The following is an 18,329-nucleotide window of genomic DNA, read 5'->3' on the forward strand; positions in this document are numbered from 1 at the left end:
ACAACCTCCCAAAGGAGCGCATCGTGCATCACAAGAACGTCGACTCGGACGACTCACTGCCGAAAGTCACGCTGGTCATCGGATCGGGCAGCGTCAAGTGCGCGGCGGCCATCGGCGTCGTCAAGGCGCTGGCGGACGCGGGCATCGGCATCGACCGGGTGGTGGGCTGCAGCGCGGGCGCGCTCTTTGCGACGCTGGTGGCCTTGGGCTACGACACCGAAACGTCGCGCGATCTGACCATCCGAACCTGGACCCGCGACATCACCTCGCAGCGCAACGTCATGGGCCTGCTGAGGGTCGTGGCGCCGCGCCTGTTCGGCTTTCGTGCCGACAACTTCGGGCTGCGCAACGACCGCATGCTGCGTGAGAAGCTGCGGGCCGTGTTCGGGGACCGGCGCATCGAGGACACACCGATCCCGCTGCACATCACCGCGACCGACTTTGCCAACGGAGAGTTGGTGGAGTTGTCGCGCGGATCGATGGTGGATGCCATCCGTGCCAGCTTGTCGCTGCCGCTGGCCTTCGAGCCGGTGCGCATCGGCGAGCGCCTGTTGGTCGACGGCTACCTCTCCGACCCCTTGCCGGTGAGCGTGGCGATGAGGCACGGCAGCCGTGTCATCGTGGCGGTGGGCTTCGAGAACCCGTACCAGGAACGGATCAGCAGTGCGGGTCGCTTTGCCTTCCAGCTCAGCGCCATCCTGGCCAACAACCTGCTGCGCTCGCGGCTGGCCTTCCACAGCGCGGCGCATCACTCGGAGTTGATCCTGATCCTGCCGCAGTTCAAGCATCGGGTGAAGCTTTTCGACACCGCCATGGTTCCCTACATCATCGACGAGGGCGAGCAGGCGACCTTGCAGCAGTTGCCCTATCTGCATTCCTTGCTCAATGCGGACCGTGCTCGAATTGCCCAGGTCGCCTGAGGGCGCGGAGGTCTCCCCGAAGGCGCCGGCACGGCGCAAGGTGGCGCTCGTGCTGGGTGCCGGCTCGCTCAAGTGCGCCGCGGCGTTCGGCGTTGTGAAGGTGTTGCAGCGCCACGGCATCGTTCCGGATCTGATCGTTGCCTGCAGTGGCGGTGCGTTCTGCGCGGCCTGGCTGGCGCAATGCGGGACTGGTGCACAACCCGCCGATGCGGCCGATGTCGCGGCCGCGCGCTTCGCACGCGGATGGGACGGCGCCTTCGACGAAGTGGACTATCGCGCGGTGCTCAGCGCCGTCTTTCCGCGCATGCTGCGCTTCGACCAGCGCGCCAGCATCATCCGCGACCGCAGGATCAACGCGGCCTTGCAGGGCTTCGCGAACGACTTGCGCATCGAAGACCTGCCGGTGCCCCTGCGGCTTGTCGCCACCGATTTCATCTCGGGCGAGGAAGTGATCCTGTCCAGCGGCATGCTGTCAGACGGCATCCGGGCCACGATCGCGATGCCGCTGATCCTGCCGCCCTGGGAGCTGGCAGGTCGTACCCTGGTCGATGGCGGCGTGTGCAATCCGCTGCCGCTGAATGTCGCGATTCGCGAAGGGGCCGACATCATCATCGCGGTGGGCTTCGAGGATGCGCTGGAAACCGAGTTCCAGTCCGGCATGGGGCTGGTGCGCCAGCTCACGACGCTGCTGGTCAACCGGCTGTATCGGGCGCAGTACGGCTTCTACAACCTCACTCATCATGCCGAGACGCTGGCCATCTTTCCTGACATCCAGCGCCGGGTCGGCCTGGGTGACGTGCATCTGGTGCCCTATCTGGTCGAGCGCGGCGTCGCCGCCATGGAGCGAGAAATTCCCTATCTGCAGCGACTGATCGCAACGCCCAAAGCGGCGGAGATGGCGTCATGAGCGCGGCGCTGGTTTCGAGCCGGCCCGTCCGCGTCCTGGTCGTGGACGACCTGGACCTCAATCGAGACTTGCTCATCCGTCGCGTACAGCGCCTGGGCCACGAAGGTGTGGCGGCGGTGGACGGACGCGATGCGCTGGCCAAGCTGGCCCAGGACGAATGGGACCTGGTGCTGCTGGACATCACGATGCCGCAGATGGACGGCTACGAAACCCTGGGCCACATCCGCGCCGATCCTCGGCTGGCGCAATTGCCGGTGGTGATGGTGTCGGCCATCGACGAAGCCGAGAGCGTGGTGCGCTGTCTGGAACTCGGCGCCGACGATTACCTCACCAAGCCGTTCAATCCCAGGGTGCTGCAGGCGAGGGTGGAGGCGTCGTTGGTCAAGAAGCGCCTGCAGGACCAGCAGGCGCAACTCTTGGCAGCCCTCTCGCGCGAGATGGAGATCGGCCATCGCATTCAGCAAGGCTTTCTGCCGGCACAGTTGCCGTCGGTTCCAGGCTGGAGCCTGGCTGCCTTCTGCAGACCGGCGCGCCACGTGGGCGGCGACTTCTACGACGCCTTCGTGCTGCCCGACGGGCAATGCATGCTGGTGGTGGCGGATGTCTGCGACAAGGGTGTGGGCGCGGCCTTGTACATGGCGCTCTTCCGCACGTTGCTCCGCGTGACGGCCCAGCAACTTGCGCCGGGCGCTGCGCCACATGATGTGCTGCAACGATGCGTGGGCGCGACCAACGACTACATCGCCAGCGTGCATGGCCAGGAGAACATGTTTGCAACCGCCTTCGTGGCGCTGCTCGAGCCCCAAGGCGGCACGCTGACGTATTTGAATGCGGGCCATGAACTGCCTTTGCTGCGGCGTGGCGGCCAAGGGGCCCCCGGCGTCGTCGCGCTGGAGGTCAGTGGGCCGGCGCTGGGTCTGGTGGCCGGCCCGGCCTGGCACATTCACCAGGTATCGATGGGGCCGAACGACATGCTCGTCGCCTTCAGCGATGGTTTGACCGAAGCCCTGGAAGCGAGCGGCGACCTGGCGGTCGATCGCCTCGATGCGCTCATGGCCGATGGCCATCGAGAGGCGAACACGCTGGCGCTCGGCATTTCGCGCGCGCTCGAGGGCGGCCCGGAAGTCGCCAGCGACGACATCACGCTGCTGGCGCTGGTGCGTACCTGACCGCGCGGCGTGCGCTTCAGGATTGGCGCTCGGCGGCTTCCAGGGTGTTGACCAGAAGCATCGCGCGCGTCATGGGGCCGACGCCACCCGGCACCGGCGTGATCCAGCCCGCCACCTTGCTCACACCTTCGAAGTCGACATCGCCGCACAGCTTGCCTTCGTCGTTGCGGTTCATTCCGACGTCGATCACCACCGCGCCCGGCTTGACCATGTCGGCGGTCAGCACATTGCGCTTGCCCACCGCGGCCACCACCACATCGGCCTGACGCGTGATGGCACCGAGGTCGGCGGTAGCGCTGTGGCAGATGGTGACCGTGGCGCTTTGCGCGAGCAGCATCATCGCCATCGGCTTGCCGACGATGTTGCTGCGGCCGATCACCACCGCATGCTTGCCGCGCAGCGAATAGCCGATCGACTCGATCATCTTCATGCAGCCGTACGGTGTGCAGGGGCGAAAGCCCGGTGCTCCCGTCATGAGCGCGCCGGCGCTGGCCACGTGGAAGCCGTCGACGTCCTTGACGGGCGAGATGGTCTCGATGACCTTCTGGCTGTCCATGTGCGCGGGCAGCGGAAGTTGGACCAGGATGCCGTGCACGCTGGCATCGGCGTTGAGCGTGCGAATGCGCGCGAGCAGGTCTGCTTCGGACAGGTCGGCGGGGTAGACCTCGAGCTTGGCGTCGAGGCCGGTGGCCGTGCTGTCGCTGACCTTGTGCTTGGTGTAGACCTGGCTGGCCGGGTCCTCACCCACGAGGATGATCCGGAGATGCGGATGAATGCCGCGTGCCTTCAGCGCCGCGGTGCGGCCGGCGACTTCCTCACGAATGCTGCGTGCCAGGGCATTGCCGTCGATTAGTTGGGCTGTCATGGTGTGCTCTTGCAGTTCTGAAATGAAAAACGCCCGCTCAGCAACTGGCGGGCGTGATGGGTGTGAAAGTGGCTCAGGCCTTTGCCGGCGCTGCCTGCCCCAATGCGATCTTGAGCAGGTCGGCCACGGTGTTGGCGTTGAGCTTCTCCATGATGTTGGCGCGGTGTGCCTCGACCGTCTTGATGCTGATTCCCAGGTCATCGGCGATCTGCTTGTTCAGGCGCCCGGCGACGATGCGCTCGAGCACTTGCGCCTCGCGGCCGGTGAGCTTGGACAGCAGCGCATCGCGGCTGGCCGATTGCTGGTGCTGCGCGAACGACTCGCGTGCGTGTTCGAGCATGCGTTCGACCAGCGTGACGAGTTCTTCGTCGTTGAAGGGCTTTTGGATGAAGTCCATCGCGCCCTTCTTCATCGAGTCGACGGCCATCGGCACGTCGCCGTGGCCGGTGATGACCACGATGGGCAGCGGCGAGCGGCGTTCGATGAGCTTGTCCTGCAGTTCAAGGCCCGTCATGCCGGCCATGCGGATGTCGACGATGAGGCAGGCGACTTCGCGCGGGTCGTAGCGGGAAAGAAAAGATTCGGCGGAGTCGAAGCAGCGAACCCTGTAGTCCTTGCCTTCTAGCAGCCATTGCAGCGAATCACGTACGGCTTCGTCGTCATCGACCACATACACCGTACCCTTCTTCGGAATCAAACTCATGCAGGTACCTTTGCCTCGTCGCTTGTCAATGATCGCGTGGAGTCGAGTACCGGAATCCAGAACGAAAAACGGCACCCGACGATCTCTGGTCCATTGTAGATGTTCTCAGCTTGCATGCGCCCTTTGTGCGACTCGACGATCGTGCGGCACAGATTGAGTCCGATGCCCATGCCTTCTGGCTTCGTCGAGAAGAAGGCTTCGTACAGGCGCTCCATCACTTCAGGCGGCAGACCGGCGCCGGTGTCCTGCACCGAGAACTCCACCGCCTCGTTGCCGTCGATCATGCGTGGCAGCACGCGCAGTTCGACGCTGCGGCGTGACGAAGGGCGTTGTGCCTGATCGATGGCTTCGGCCGCATTGCGCAGAAGATTGACCAGCACCTGTTCGATCAGGATCGGATCGACCTGCACGATCGGCAGGCGCGCGGCCACGTAGTGATTCAGGCGCACGTTGCGGCGTCGCAGCTCGATGCCGGCAAGCTCCACCGCTTCGCTCACCATGGTCGACACGTCGGAAGGCGTGCGGTTGGGTTCGCTGCGCTTCACGAAGGTGCGGATGCGCTGGATGATCTGTCCGGCGCGCTGTGCCTGCCGCGAGGTCTTCTCCAGCGCCGACAGCAAGGACTCTTCATCGATCTGCTGCGAGCGGATGCGCGAGACCATGCCGTTGCAGTAGTTGGTGATTGCGGTCAGCGGCTGGTTCAGCTCGTGCGCGACGCTGGAGGCCATCTCGCCCATGGTGATCAGCCGGCTGGCCGCCTGCGCACGGTCCGCCTGCTGGGCCGATTGGTCTTCGGCGTCGCGGCGTGGCGTGATGTCGGTGGCGATCACCATCTGGGCGAGTCGGCCGTCGACCCACGTCAGGTACCGCGAGCGCACTTCGAGCCACTTGCCCAGGTCGGCGACGAAGATCTCGTTGTTGGCCGGCTGCGCGCCGGTGAGCGTGTCGATGGGCAGACCAGCGAAGGCGTCGACTTCGTCCATCGCATCGTCATGGGTGGTGGCCGGCGGCACGCCCGCTTGCGCCACGATGCTGAGGTGCCCGACCGTGTTCGATCCGAACCAGAGCCGGTACAGCTTGTTCGCAAACAGCAGCTCTTCGCTGCCGATCGGCGCCACCGAGATGGCGGCGTCAAGCGCTTCCAGCACGGTGGTGAAGCGCTCGTACGAGGCCGAGAGCTGTTCGCGGATGCGGGTCGGCTCGGTGATGTCCGTCATCGAGGTCATCCAGCCCGTCTGGTGGCCCTTGGCGTCGATCAGCGGCGAGACGTACAGCCGGGCGTTGAACACGGTGCCGTTCTTGCGCTTGACCCTGACCTGAAAGCCGCCCGGCAGCGAGCGGCCGTGCAGCTCCTCCTCGAGCCGCTCGTTCATGATCTCGCGGTCGGCTTCGAGCCAGTAGGGGAAGGGCGGCGACTGGCCGACCAGGTCCTGTTCGCTCCAGCCCGTCATCGCGCAGAAGGCGGCGTTGACGTAGGTGATGCGGCCTTCAAGATCGAGCACGCGCATGCCGGTGGGCATGGAGTTTTCCATGGCACGGCGGAAGTTGGTTTCGGCCACCAATGCTTCCTGCGCGGCCTGGCGTCGGCGGGTATGGCGCCAGTTGCCGATCAGGATCCAGCTGGTGAGCACGCTCAGCGCCATCACCAGCCAGAACAGGCCGTTGCCCACCAGGCCCTGAGAGGTCCGATAGCCCTGCGCACGCAGGATGAGTCCGTTGCCGACCGGCGAGACCGGCACTTCGTACTCGTTGACCCGCTTGGTCCAAGGCAGAAAGTGGGGCGTGGGCTCGATCGGGCTGACCGTGTTGCCGGCGATCAGCTTGCCATTGCCATCGAGCAGCGACACCGCATAGCGCGCCGTGACCTCGGGCGGGATGCCGTAGCGCAGTATCGCGTCCACCGAGAATTCGGCCAGCACGACGCCGGCGAACAGGCCTTGGTCGAACAGCGGGATGTGCAGTTGAAGCACGCCCGGCACGTCCGTGCCGAAGGCCGGTTGCGAAAAGACCGGCTGGCGCAACTCGCGCGCGAGCGCGTAGTTGGTTTCGACCTCGCCCGGACGCAAGACATCGCCGACCAGGTGCTGCTGCGCCGGATGGACGCTGGGCGCCGAGTACACGGCCAGAAAGCGGCGACGATCGTCGATCCAGCTGACCGACTGCAGCACCGGGTACTGGCTGGACAGGGATTCGGAGCGGCTGACGAACTCGGCGGCGTCGATCTCCCGCGTGGAGGCATCGCGCGCAATGCGCATGAGTTGCTCCTGCCGTTCGAGCAATTGCAGGCGAAGGCGCTGCTGCGCGTATTCGACGTCGCGTCTTACCGATTCCTGCTCGCGCTCCAGCTCCTCGGCGCGCAAATACCAGAAGGCAGCCACGATCGCCGACAGGAACAGGAGAACGGCAGCCAGCGGCACGAGCATGGCGACGGCATCCTGCAGCCTGGGCGTCTGGCGACGCCACCAGTGCCGCCACAAGGCGAACGGAGAAGAAGTCGCATGCGCCGGGACTTCCTTGGGCAACAAGGGGGACATCGCGCGAGTGTAGAGGAGGTGCCCCTATGTCCGCGCCACGGTTCACATTTCTATCTTGTAGTCAACTGTATTTCATAATATGAATCTACAACGCACTATTTGAAATTGCGACTTTTTTGTGGGAAACTGCCGCGCAACTTCAACCGGGCACTAAATTAGAGCCACATCCCACCCAAGGAGACACAGCATGTCGGCAAATCCCGAAGGCGCCTTCGGCGCAGCGGCGAACGACGCGGATGTTCAGGAAACGCGCGAATGGATGGACGCCCTTTCGGCGGTCATCCAGTCCGAAGGCCCCGAACGCGCCCACTTCCTTCTTGAGCAATTGCTCGAACACGCCCGGCAGAACAGCATCGACAAACCGTTCTCGGCCAACACGGCCTACGTGAACACGATCGAGGCCGACCAGGAAGAGCGTTCGCCCGGCAACAACGAGATCGAGGAGCGTCTTCGGTCCTACATGCGATGGAACGCCATGGCGATGGTGGTCAAGGCCAACCGCCATCACCCGCCTGAAGGCGGTGACCTCGGGGGGCACATCGGCTCCTTCGCCTCGCTGGCCACCATGTTCGGCGCGGGCTTCAATCACTTCTGGCACGCCGAGAGCGAAAAGCATGGCGGCGACTGCCTCTACATCCAGGGTCACGTGTCGCCGGGCATCTATGCCCGCGCCTACCTGGAAGGTCGCCTGACCGAGGAGCAACTGCTCAACTTCCGTCAGGAAGTGGGCGGCAAGGGCCTGTCGAGCTATCCGCACCCCAAGCTCATGCCGGAGTTCTGGCAGTTCCCGACGGTGTCGATGGGCCTGGGCCCGCTGATGGCGATCTACCAGGCTCGCTTTCTCAAGTACCTGCATGCCCGCGGCATCGCCGACACGGCCAACCGCAAGGTGTGGGTGTTCTGCGGCGATGGAGAAATGGACGAAGTCGAATCGCTCGGCGCCATCGGCTTGGCTGCGCGCGAGAAGCTCGACAACCTTGTCTTCGTCGTCAACTGCAACCTGCAGCGCCTGGATGGCCCGGTGCGGGGCAACGGCAAGATCGTCCAGGAACTCGAAGGCGAATTCCGTGGTGCAGGCTGGAACGTCATCAAGCTGCTGTGGGGCAGTAACTGGGATCCGCTGCTGGCGCGCGACAAGGAAGGTGCGCTGCGCAAGCTGATGATGGAAACGAACGACGGCGACTACCAGGCCTTCAAGGCCAACGACGGCGCCTACGTCCGACAGCACTTCTTCGGCCGCGACCCGCGCACCGCCAAGATGGTCGAGAGCATGAGCGACGACGAGATCTGGCAATTGCGCCGCGGCGGCCATGATCCGCAGAAGGTCTATGCGGCCTTCCATGCGGCGGTGAGCCACAAGGGCCAGCCCACCGTGCTCCTGATCAAGACGGTCAAGGGCTTCGGCATGGGCAAGATCGGCGAAGGCAAGAACACGGTCCACCAGACCAAGAAGCTGGGCGACGAAGACATCAAGGCCTTCCGCGATCGCTTCAACATCCCGATCCCGGACAGTCAGATCGCCGACCTGCCGTTCTACAAGCCGGCAGACGACACGCCGGAAATGAAGTACCTGCACGATCGTCGCCAGGCGCTGGGCGGCTATCTGCCGCATCGCCGCACCAAGGCGGACGAGAGCTTCACCGTGCCCGCGCTCGACAACTTCAAGGCCGTGCTCGAGCCGACGGCCGAGGGCCGCGAGATCTCGACCACGCAGGCTTACGTGCGCTTCCTGACGCAATTGCTGCGCGACAAGGCGCTGGGCCCGCGCGTGGTGCCCATCCTCGTCGACGAAGCGCGCACCTTCGGCATGGAAGGCCTGTTCCGCCAGGTGGGCATCTACAACCCCGAAGGCCAGCAGTACACCCCGGTCGACAAGGACCAGGTCATGTACTACAAGGAAGACAAGGCCGGCCAGATCCTGCAGGAAGGCATCAACGAGGCTGGCGGCATGTCGAGCTGGATTGCCGCCGCCACGAGCTACAGCACCAGCAACCGCATCATGGTGCCGTTCTATGTGTACTACTCGATGTTCGGCTTCCAACGCGTGGGCGATCTGGCCTGGGCGGCGGGCGACATGCAGGCGCGTGGCTTCCTGCTGGGCGGAACGTCGGGGCGCACCACGCTCAACGGCGAGGGCCTGCAGCACGAGGACGGCCACAGCCACATCCTGGCCGGCACCATCCCCAACTGCATCAGCTACGACCCCACGTTCGCGCATGAAGTCGGCGTGATCCTGCACCACGGTCTCAAGCGCATGGTGGAAAAGCAGGACAACGTCTTCTACTACCTGACGCTGCTCAACGAGAACTACGCCATGCCCGGCCTGCAGCCAGGCACCGAAGAGCAGATCATCAAGGGCATGTACATCTGCAAGCAGGCGCCCGAGGTCAAGGCCAAGGGCGGCAAGGGCAAGGCGATGCCGGTGGTCGACCTGATGGGCAGCGGCACGATCCTGCGCGAGTCCTTCCACGCTCAGGAACTTCTGGAGCAGGATTGGGGCGTCGCGGCACGCATCTGGAGCTGCCCGAGCTTCAACGAACTGGCCCGCGACGGCCAGGACTGCGAGCGCTGGAACCTGCTGCATCCGTCCGAGTCGCCGCGCGTGCCCTTCGTGGCCCAGCAGCTCGGCGAAGGTGGCCCGGTCGTCGCTTCGACCGACTACATGAAGGCGTACGCCGACCAGATCCGTGCCTTCGTGCCCAAGGGACGCAACTTCAAGGTGCTGGGCACCGACGGCTTCGGCCGCAGCGATTTCCGTTCCAAGCTGCGCGAGCACTTCGAGGTCAACCGCCACTTCATCGTGGTTGCCGCGCTCAAGGCGCTGGCAGAGGACGGTGCATTGCCCGCAGAGAAGGTGGTCGAGGCCATCAAGAAATACGGCATCGACACCGACAAAATCAACCCGCTCTACGCATAAGCCCATTCGTGGGTCCAACAACCTCCAAAGCGCACCTTCGGGGCGGGAGAACTTGAAATGGCATTGATGGAAGTGAAAGTCCCGGACATCGGGGACTTCGATGACGTTGCGGTCATCGAGGTGCTGGTCAAGCCGGGCGACAAGATCGCGGTCGACCAATCGCTCATCACCGTGGAGTCGGACAAGGCGTCGATGGAGATTCCCTCGACCGCGGCCGGCGTGGTGAAGGAGCTCAAGGTCGACGTTGGCAGCAAGGTCAAGGAAGGCAGCGTGGTGCTCATGCTGGAAGCTGAGGGCGGCGGCGCCGCTGCGGCGCCTGCAACACAGGCACCGGCACCTGCTCCCAAGGCTGACCAGGCTGCGGCACCTGCACCTGCACCGGCTCCGGCAGCGGCGCCAGCCTCTGCGGCAGCCGCCTCGGGCCCGGTGGACGTCAAGTTGCCTGATATCGGCGACTTCAAGGACGTTGCGGTCATCGAGGTGCTGGTCAAGCCCGGCGACACGGTGACGGCAGAGCAGTCGCTCATCACCGTCGAGTCGGACAAGGCTTCGATGGAAATCCCTTCGCCGTCTGCAGGCGTGTTGAAGGAGCTGAAGGTCAAGGTCGGCGACACCGTCAACGTCGGCGACCTGATCGCCGTGCTGGAAGGCGCGGCGGGTTCGACGCCCGCCCCGGCGCCGTCGGCCGCGCCGGCTGCGAGCTCGCCTGCGGCTGCGCCGAGCAGCGCGCCGGCCCCGGCTTCGGCTCCGGCTGCATCGAGTGCGCCGTCCGGAGCGAGCGCTTCGGCGCCCGCGCCGCACGACCCCACCGCGGCGCCGAGCGGGTCTTTGCCCCATGCGTCGCCATCGGTGCGCAAGTTCGCCCGCGAACTGGGCGTGCCACTCGACGAAGTGAAGGGCAGCGGCCCCAAGGGTCGCATCACGCAGGACGACATCCAGGGCTTCACCCGATCGGTGATGAGTGGCGCGGCCACCACCAAAGCGGCTGCGGCGGCGCGCCCGGCGGGCGGCGGTGGCGGCGGCGCTGGCCTGGACCTGCTGCCTTGGCCCAAGGTCGATTTCACCAAGTTCGGTCCGGTCGAGCGCAAGGACCTGTCGCGCATCAAGAAGATCAGCGGCGCAAACCTTTCGCGTAACTGGGTGATGATTCCTCACGTCACCAACAACGACGAAGCGGACATCACCGAGCTCGAAGCCTTCCGGGTCTCCACCAACAAGGAGAACGAAAAATCGGGCGTCAAAGTGACCATGCTTGCCTTCGTCATCAAGGCTGTGGTGGCGGCGCTCAAGAAGTACCCCGAGTTCAATGCCAGCCTGGACGGTGACCAACTGGTCTACAAGCAGTACTTCCACATCGGTTTTGCGGCCGACACGCCCAACGGCTTGGTCGTGCCTGTGCTCAGGGACGCCGACAAGAAGGGCATCTTGCAGATCAGCACCGAGATGGGCGAATTGGCCAAGAAGGCGCGCGACGGCAAACTCGGCGCGGCCGACATGCAGGGCGGCTGCTTCTCAATCAGTTCGCTAGGCGGCATCGGCGGCACGCACTTCACCCCCATCATCAATGCGCCCGAGGTGGCCATCCTTGGCCTGTCCAAGAGCGCGATGAAGCCGGTGTGGGACGGCAAGCAGTTCGTTCCACGTCTGACCTTGCCGTTGTCGCTGTCGTACGACCACCGTGTGATCGACGGCGCCTCTGCCGCGCGGTTCAACGCCTATCTGTCCCAGGTGCTGGCGGACTATCGCCGCATCCTGTTGTGAAGGAATGCTGATGAGTGAACAACAGATCAAGGTTCCCGACATCGGCGACTTCGACGAAGTGGCGGTCATCGAGGTGCTGGTGAAAGTGGGCGACACGATTGCGCCCGAGCAGTCGCTGATCACCGTCGAGTCCGACAAGGCCTCGATGGAAATTCCCGCCAGTCAGGGCGGGGTGGTCAAGTCGCTGGCCGTGAAGGTGGGCGACAAGGTCAGCGAAGGCTCGGTCATCCTGACCGTTGAAGCGACCGCCGGTACAAGCGCACCGGCACCGGCCGCTCCGGCGCCGGCGAGTGCCCCGGCCGCTTCGGCGCCCGCGCCCGCTGCGCCCGCTCAAGCACCGCTGCCTGCGGGCAGCTATTCCGGTGGCGTCGACCATGAGTGCGACGTGCTGGTGCTGGGCGCCGGACCGGGCGGCTATTCGGCCGCCTTCCGCAGTGCCGACCTGGGCCTCAAGACCGTCCTCGTCGAGCGCTACTCGACCCTGGGCGGCGTCTGCTTGAACGTGGGCTGCATTCCGTCCAAGGCGCTGCTGCATGTGGCCGGCGTGATGGACGAGGTCAAGCACTTTGCCGACTTGGGCGTCGACTATGGTGCGCCCAAGGTCGATCGCGCCAAGCTGCTGGGCTACAAGAGCAAGGTGGTAGGCAAGCTCACCGGCGGGCTGACCGCCATGGCCAAGATGCGCAAGGTGACCACCGTGCGCGGCGTGGGCACCTTCCTCGACCCCCACCATCTCGAAGTGCAGGAAACCAGCGGGGACGGCAAGGACCAGACCGGCAAGAAGCAGGTCATCCGCTTCAAGAACTGCATCATCGCCGCCGGGTCCCAGTCGGTCAGCTTGCCGTTCATGCCCAAGGATCCGCGCGTGGTCGACTCCACCGGTGCGCTCGAACTGGGCCACGACCCCAAGCGAATGCTCGTGCTGGGCGGCGGCATCATCGGCCTGGAGATGGGCACGGTCTATTCCACGCTCGGCTCTCGGCTGGATGTGGTCGAGATGCTCGACGGCCTGATGCAGGGCGCCGATCGCGATCTGGTCAAGGTATGGCAGAAGATGAATGCGCCGCGCTTCGACAACATCATGCTCAAGACCAAGACGGTCGGGGCCGAGGCCACGAAGGAGGGCATTCGCGTCACCTTCGAAGGCGAGCAGGCACCGAAGGAACCGCAGGTGTACGACCTCGTGCTGCAGGCTGTGGGGCGTTCGCCCAATGGCAAGAAGATCGGCGCGGAGAAGGCAGGCGTGGCGGTGAGCGATCGCGGCTTCATTCCTGTCGACATCCAGATGCGTACCAATGTGCGACACATCTTCGCGATCGGCGACATCGTCGGCCAGCCCATGCTGGCTCACAAGGCGGTGCACGAAGCGCATGTGGCTGCCGAAGTGATCGCCGGCGAACAGAAGGGCGACAAGGAACTGGCCAGCGCCGCCTTCCAGGCGCGCGTGATTCCGAGCGTGGCCTACACCGACCCCGAAGTCGCATGGGTCGGCCTGACCGAAGACGCCGCCAAGGCGCAAGGGGTGAAGGTCAAGAAGGGCTTGTTCCCGTGGACGGCCTCCGGCCGCGCCATTGCCAACGGCCGCGACGAAGGCGTGACCAAGCTGCTGTTCGATGCCGAAACCCATCGCATCGTGGGCGGCGGCATCGTCGGTACGCACGCCGGCGACCTGATCAGCGAGGTGGCCCTGGCCATCGAGATGGGCGCGGACGAGGTGGACATCGGCAAGACCATTCACCCGCACCCGACGCTTGGCGAGTCGATCGGCATGGCGGCGGAAGTCGCCCACGGCACCTGCACCGATCTGCCGCCTCAGCGGCGTTGATCCGGGCGCGCCTTCCGGGCGCGGCGCGGCTCCAGAAACAGAAAACCCGCCGACGGCGGGTTTTCTGTTGGTCGATGCGAGGGCAGGCCTCGAGATCGCCTATTTGGCCGCGGCTGCCGCAGCTGAAGCGTCTGCGGTTTCCATGCCCAGTACGCGTCGCGCGCCATTGAAGCGGCGCTGCCAATAGCTGCCGTCCATGCTCTCGATGCGGACAGTCGCACCCGTGCGTGGGGCGTGGATGAATTTGCCGTCGCCGATGTAGATGCCCACGTGACTGAAAGCGCGGCGCATTGTGTTGAAGAAGACGAGGTCGCCGGGCTTGAGTTCGGCGCGGTCGATCTTTTCGGTGGCAGCCGCCTGCTCTTCGGCGCGGCGGGGAAGAACGTAGCCCAGGGTCTGGTCGTAAAGAGCCTTGACCAGGCCGCTGCAGTCGACGCCGGTTTCTGCGGTGTTGCCGCCGCGGCGGTAGGGGACGCCGAGGAAGCCAACCGCGGCGGTGACCAGGGAGTTAGTACGATCGCTCACCGTCTGGCGAACTTGATCGAGCTGGGCGATCAAACCTTCATTGACCAGAAGGCGACCAATTTCGTCGTTGCGTTCGATCGATGGGGGGGCCGCGAAAGCTTGGCTGCAGGCCAAGATCAATATTGTTGGTAAGACGACAAAACGCATGAGCCGTAGGATATTGATGACAAAGGGTCATGTCAAACCACTTTTCACTCTAGGACACTCACTTATCTCGTTGTCGGCAAAGAAATTTCTGACACTGGTTGAAGTCTGAAATGTAAATTCTGTTCTGGTGCCCCGGTGACAAATGAAATCAACTGCTTTCAAAGTAATCTCAAAGTACTCTAAGTTCGTCGGCCGTTTGTGCACGAATTTGGTGCTCCTGGCGCCGGCTTTGGCCTGGGCGCAGGCCAAGCCGGCCACGACGCCCGTAGCGCCGCGTCCGGTCGTGGTGGCAAGCGGTCTGGAGAACCCGTGGGCGGTTGCATTCCTGCCGTCGGGTCGCTTCTTGGTGACCGAGCGCCTGGGGCGCATGCGTGTCATCGATCCGGAGGGCAAGGTCGGCCCGCCGCTTCCGGGCTTGCCGAAGGTGGCCGTCGGCGGGCAGGGCGGCTTGCTCGACGTGATCGTCGATCGCGATTTCGCTGCCAACCGCATGGTGTACTTCTGTTATTCCGAACCGGATACGGAGGGCAGGAGCGGGACGGCACTGGCCAAAGCGCAACTGTCGGTCGATCGCGCCCGATTGGACGGGGTCCAGGTGATCTTCAGCCAAAGCCCCAAGGTCGCCAGCCGCAATCACTTCGGTTGCCGAATCGTCGAGGCTCCGGACGGCACGCTGTACCTCACGCTGGGTGACCGGTTCAGCCGCAAGGACGACGCGCAGAAGCTCGACAACCATCTCGGCAAGGTCATCCGGATCGCCAAGGACGGCACCGTGCCGGCCGACAACCCCTTCGTGGGCCGGGCCGACGCCCAGCCGCAGATCTGGACCTGGGGGCATCGCAACAGCCAGGGTGCAACGCTGGGCCCGGACGGACGACTCTGGATGATCGAGCATGGGCCGCAGGGCGGCGACGAGATCAACGTGCTCCAGGCGGGCCGCAACTATGGATGGCCGGTCATTACCTATGGCGAAAACTACGGCGGCGGCAAGATCGGCGATGGCATCACGGCGTACGACGGCATGGAGCAGCCGCTGCATTACTGGGTACCGTCCATCGCGCCTTCGGGCATGACTTTCCTGACCAGTGACCGCTACGGCCGGGCCTGGCGGGGCAACCTCTTCGTGGGCTCGCTCAAGTTCGGCTTTGTCGACCGGATCGAGTTGCAGGGGGGCAAGGTTGTCGCCGAGCACAGGTTGCTGGCGGACGGCGGAGCCCGCATTCGCGACGTGCGACAGGGGCCGGACGGCCTGTTGTATGTGCTGACCGACCAGAGCAACGGCCAACTGATCCGGCTGCAGCCCTGAGTCGGGTTGTTGCGCGGCGAAACGAAGCAGGTCGGTGGTAGGGTCGCGGTTCGCTACACATTGCACGAAAACAAGATGCTGCTCGACGCCACCCAATCCCAACTCGTCCTGGTGGACTACCAGGCGCGCCTGATGCCCGCGATCGCCGAAGGCGAGGCCGTATTGCGCAACGCCCGCCGACTGGGTGAACTCGCGCGTCTGATGAAAGTGCCCGTATGGGGCACCGAGGAAAACCCCTCCAGCCTCGGCCCCAACGTGCCCGAGATCCGCGCGCTTTGCCAGCGCACGATGGCCAAGATGCACTTCAGCGCCGTGGAAGAAGGCTTGAGCGAGTGGCTGCGCCCGCCCGAGCCTGCCCAGCCCCGGGGCAATGCCCGAAGCCTGCCCAAGCACCTGCAGAAATCCGCTGCCGCGCCTGCGCCGGGGCGGGACAGCATCGTGCTGGCCGGTTGCGAAGCGCATGTTTGCCTGATGCAGACGGCCCTGGATCTGATCGAGGATGAATTCGACGTGTGGGTGGTGACGGACGCCTGCGCCTCGCGCACCGAACGCAACCGCGATGCGGCCTTCGACCGCCTGGCCGGTGCAGGAGCCGAACTGGTCACGACCGAGATGGTGGCCTTCGAGTGGTTGCGTAGCGCCGAGCATCCAGCCTTTCGAGAGGCGCTGGCATTGATCAAATAGAGAAGTGCCAGCCGCCGCGGTCTGCGCTGGCACCAAGACGCAAAGGCAATCGGAGACAGCCAACATGAGTGAGAGCTACAGAGCATTTCATCAACGGTCGATCGAATCGCCCGAGGCGTTCTGGTCCGAGCAGGCGGCCATGATCGACTGGCAGACGGCGCCGACCCGCATCATGGATGCCGACACGCCGCCTTTCGTGCGATGGTTCGTCGGCGGCAAGACCAACCTGTGCCACAACGCGATCGATCGGCACCTCGCCGATCGGGCCGACCAGCCCGCGCTGATCCATGTGTCGACCGAGACCGGAACCGAACGCACCTTCACGTTCAGGCAATTGCACGAAGAGGTACAGCGCACCGCGGCGTGTCTGCTGGAGCTTGGCGTCACCAAGGGCGACCGCGTGCTCATCTACATGCCGATGATTCCCGAAGCCGCTTTCGCCATGCTGGCCTGTGCGCGCATCGGTGCGATTCACTGCGTGGTGTTCGGTGGGTTTGCGAGCGGCGCATTGGCGTCGCGCATCGACGACGCCACGCCCAAGGTGATCGTCAGCAGCGACGCCGGTTCGCGTGGCGGCAAGGTGACGGCTTACAAGCCCTTGCTGGACGAAGCCATCCGGCTTTCGACGCACAAGCCCGATGCCGTGCTGCTGGCCGATCGCGGCTTGGCGCCAATGGCGCTGGTGCCGGGACGCGACCACTTGGCCGCCGACATGGCGGCGCGAGTGAAGTCCACCGAGGTCGCCTGCACCTGGCTCGACGCCACCGACGTCAGCTACACCATCTATACGAGCGGCACGACAGGACGGCCCAAGGGCGTTCAGAGGGACGTGGGCGGCTATGCCGTGGCGCTGGCGGCCAGCATGCGGCACATCTTCGATGGGCGTGCCGGCGACACCTACTTCTCCACGAGCGACATCGGCTGGGTCGTGGGACACAGCTACATCATCTATGGCCCCTTGCTGGCGGGCATGGCCACGCTGATGTACGAGGGGCTTCCCACACAGGGCATGGACGGCCAACCCGATGGCGCAATCTGGTGGCGCCTGGTCGAGAAGTACAAGGTGACGGTGATGTTCAGTGCGCCGACGGCCGTGCGGGTGCTCAAGAAGCAGGATCCGGCGCTTCTGAAGAAGCACGACCTGTCCAGTCTTCGCGCGCTGTTTCTGGCGGGCGAGCCGCTCGATGAGCCCACCGCGCGCTGGATCAGCGACGGGCTCGGCGTGCCCATCATCGACAACTATTGGCAGACCGAATCGGGTTGGCCGATCATCACCTTGGCCAACGGCGTCGAGCACATGGCCACCAAATTCGGCAGCCCTGGCGTGCCCATGTACGGCTACAAGGTGAAGGTGGTGCACGAAGCCACGGGCGAGGAACTCACAGCCCCAGGGGAGAAGGGTGTGGTGGTGATCGAAGGCCCGACACCCCCCGGCTTCATGCAGACCGTCTGGAACGACGACGCGCGCTTCGTGAACACCTACTGGAAAAGCATTCCCGGTCGCATGGCCTATTCGACATTCGACTGGGGCATCCGCGACGCGGATGGCTATTTCTACATCCTCGGCCGCACGGACGACGTCATCAACGTGGCCGGCCATCGGCTGGGTACGCGCGAAATTGAGGAATGTATTTCCGGCCATGCCCAAGTGGCGGAGGTGGCCGTCGTCGGCGTCGCCGATGCCCTCAAGGGCCAAGTTGCGATGGCGTTTGCGGTGCCGAAGGATGCGGGTGCGCTCACCGACGCCGGGCGTGCCCGTTCCCTGGAAGGCGAGGTGATGAAGCGCGTGAACGACGAGTTGGGTGCGGTGGCGCGGCCGTCCCGTGTGATGTTCGTCGCCGCCCTTCCCAAGACGCGCAGCGGCAAATTGCTGCGCCGCGCCATCCAGGCTGTGTGCGAGCGTCGCGACCCCGGCGACCTGAGCACCATGGACGATCCGGCCAGCCTCGAATCGATCCGCCGGCAACTGGACCTTTGAGGTCCAAAAAGCAGGACGCGGACGGCTTGTCACACGCGCTGAGGGGCTTGGTGGCACAATAGCGGGCTGAATTCAGGCCCTTCCAGCC

Annotated in this window: 13 protein-coding genes; 9 read left to right on the top strand and 4 right to left on the bottom strand. The window is 64.7% G+C overall.

The genetic code is table 11. The features are described from left to right. Positions 1–23 precede the first annotated feature (23 nt). The 3 genes from QTH91_RS06245 to QTH91_RS06255 are packed head-to-tail and all read left to right on the top strand — an operon-like array spanning position 24 to position 2,996. Positions 24–920 (top strand): patatin-like phospholipase family protein, encoded by an 897-nt coding sequence (locus tag QTH91_RS06245; protein ID WP_286659139.1) that lies wholly within the window; start codon positions 24–26, stop codon positions 918–920. After that, positions 886–1,827, top strand: coding sequence for a patatin-like phospholipase family protein (locus tag QTH91_RS06250; RefSeq protein WP_286659140.1), 942 nt, complete (start codon positions 886–888; stop codon positions 1,825–1,827). The genes QTH91_RS06245 and QTH91_RS06250 overlap by 35 nt, the downstream gene beginning before the upstream one ends. Continuing rightward, complete coding sequence (locus QTH91_RS06255; protein ID WP_286659141.1) at positions 1,824–2,996, top strand: PP2C family protein-serine/threonine phosphatase; 1,173 nt, start codon at positions 1,824–1,826, stop codon at positions 2,994–2,996. Before QTH91_RS06250 ends, QTH91_RS06255 begins: the two co-directional genes overlap by 4 nt. 16 nt (positions 2,997–3,012) lie before the next feature. On the opposite strand, the gene QTH91_RS06260 is transcribed toward QTH91_RS06255, so the two are convergent. The 3 genes from QTH91_RS06260 to QTH91_RS06270 all read right to left on the bottom strand — a co-directional run bounded on the left by QTH91_RS06260 (position 3,013) and on the right by QTH91_RS06270 (position 7,098). Further along, on the bottom strand, positions 3,013–3,861 hold the full coding sequence (locus tag QTH91_RS06260) for a bifunctional methylenetetrahydrofolate dehydrogenase/methenyltetrahydrofolate cyclohydrolase (protein ID WP_286659142.1): 849 nt from the start codon (positions 3,859–3,861) through the stop codon (positions 3,013–3,015). Between the two features lie 73 nt (positions 3,862–3,934). Then, on the bottom strand, positions 3,935–4,564 hold the full coding sequence (locus QTH91_RS06265) for a response regulator transcription factor (RefSeq protein WP_286659143.1): 630 nt from the start codon (positions 4,562–4,564) through the stop codon (positions 3,935–3,937). Then, positions 4,561–7,098, bottom strand: coding sequence for a PAS domain-containing sensor histidine kinase (locus QTH91_RS06270; RefSeq protein WP_286659144.1), 2,538 nt, complete (start codon positions 7,096–7,098; stop codon positions 4,561–4,563). The genes QTH91_RS06265 and QTH91_RS06270 overlap by 4 nt, the downstream gene beginning before the upstream one ends. Positions 7,099–7,285: 187 nt before the next feature. Here QTH91_RS06270 and aceE point away from each other — a divergent pair, with 187 nt between their 5' ends. From aceE to lpdA, 3 genes are read left to right on the top strand one after another with little or no spacing between them, the layout of a single operon-like run. Further along, positions 7,286–10,015 (top strand): pyruvate dehydrogenase (acetyl-transferring), homodimeric type, encoded by a 2,730-nt coding sequence (gene aceE, locus QTH91_RS06275; protein ID WP_286659145.1) that lies wholly within the window; start codon positions 7,286–7,288, stop codon positions 10,013–10,015. Between the two features lie 57 nt (positions 10,016–10,072). Continuing rightward, a complete protein-coding gene (aceF, locus tag QTH91_RS06280) occupies positions 10,073–11,776 on the top strand; it encodes a dihydrolipoyllysine-residue acetyltransferase (RefSeq protein ID WP_286659146.1) in 1,704 nt (567 codons plus the stop codon). Between the two features lie 10 nt (positions 11,777–11,786). Continuing rightward, positions 11,787–13,601, top strand: a complete 1,815-nt coding sequence (gene lpdA, locus QTH91_RS06285; RefSeq protein ID WP_286659147.1) for a dihydrolipoyl dehydrogenase — start codon at positions 11,787–11,789, stop codon at positions 13,599–13,601. A gap of 99 nt (positions 13,602–13,700) precedes the next feature. Here the strand turns inward: lpdA and QTH91_RS06290 are convergent, their stop codons facing one another. Then, positions 13,701–14,273 (bottom strand): C40 family peptidase, encoded by a 573-nt coding sequence (locus QTH91_RS06290; protein ID WP_286659148.1) that lies wholly within the window; start codon positions 14,271–14,273, stop codon positions 13,701–13,703. 142 nt (positions 14,274–14,415) lie between these two features. On the opposite strand from QTH91_RS06290, the gene QTH91_RS06295 reads away from it, so the two are divergent. The 3 genes from QTH91_RS06295 to QTH91_RS06305 all read left to right on the top strand — a co-directional run bounded on the left by QTH91_RS06295 (position 14,416) and on the right by QTH91_RS06305 (position 18,241). Further along, positions 14,416–15,579 carry a PQQ-dependent sugar dehydrogenase gene (locus tag QTH91_RS06295; protein WP_438273541.1) on the top strand — a complete coding sequence of 388 codons (1,164 nt, stop codon included), beginning with the start codon at positions 14,416–14,418 and terminating at the stop codon, positions 15,577–15,579. Between the two features lie 75 nt (positions 15,580–15,654). Continuing rightward, a complete protein-coding gene (locus QTH91_RS06300) occupies positions 15,655–16,263 on the top strand; it encodes an isochorismatase family protein (RefSeq protein WP_286659149.1) in 609 nt (202 codons plus the stop codon). A 4-nt stretch (positions 16,264–16,267) separates the two neighbouring features. Continuing rightward, entirely contained in the window at positions 16,268–18,241 is a 1,974-nt protein-coding gene (locus QTH91_RS06305) for a propionate--CoA ligase (RefSeq protein WP_286659150.1), read from the top strand. Positions 18,242–18,329: the final 88 nt, after the last annotated feature.

This window comes from Variovorax dokdonensis, from assembly GCF_030316895.1.
GTDB lineage: Bacteria > Pseudomonadota > Gammaproteobacteria > Burkholderiales > Burkholderiaceae_C > Variovorax > Variovorax dokdonensis.

Excerpts from the sequence above, each read along its gene's own strand:
- QTH91_RS06300 (WP_286659149.1), top strand. The coding sequence starts at position 15,655 with ATGCTGCTCGACGCCACCCAATCCCAACTCGTCCTGGTGGACTACCAG.
- aceF (WP_286659146.1), top strand. The coding sequence starts at position 10,073 with ATGGCATTGATGGAAGTGAAAGTCCCGGACATCGGGGACTTCGATGAC.
- QTH91_RS06255 (WP_286659141.1), top strand. The coding sequence starts at position 1,824 with ATGAGCGCGGCGCTGGTTTCGAGCCGGCCCGTCCGCGTCCTGGTCGTG.
- lpdA (WP_286659147.1), top strand. The coding sequence starts at position 11,787 with ATGAGTGAACAACAGATCAAGGTTCCCGACATCGGCGACTTCGACGAA.
- QTH91_RS06250 (WP_286659140.1), top strand. The coding sequence starts at position 886 with ATGCGGACCGTGCTCGAATTGCCCAGGTCGCCTGAGGGCGCGGAGGTC.
- aceE (WP_286659145.1), top strand. The coding sequence starts at position 7,286 with ATGTCGGCAAATCCCGAAGGCGCCTTCGGCGCAGCGGCGAACGACGCG.
- QTH91_RS06290 (WP_286659148.1), bottom strand. The coding sequence starts at position 14,273 with ATGCGTTTTGTCGTCTTACCAACAATATTGATCTTGGCCTGCAGCCAA.
- QTH91_RS06260 (WP_286659142.1), bottom strand. The coding sequence starts at position 3,861 with ATGACAGCCCAACTAATCGACGGCAATGCCCTGGCACGCAGCATTCGT.
- QTH91_RS06295 (WP_438273541.1), top strand. The coding sequence starts at position 14,416 with ATGAAATCAACTGCTTTCAAAGTAATCTCAAAGTACTCTAAGTTCGTC.
- QTH91_RS06265 (WP_286659143.1), bottom strand. The coding sequence starts at position 4,564 with ATGAGTTTGATTCCGAAGAAGGGTACGGTGTATGTGGTCGATGACGAC.
- QTH91_RS06270 (WP_286659144.1), bottom strand. The coding sequence starts at position 7,098 with ATGTCCCCCTTGTTGCCCAAGGAAGTCCCGGCGCATGCGACTTCTTCT.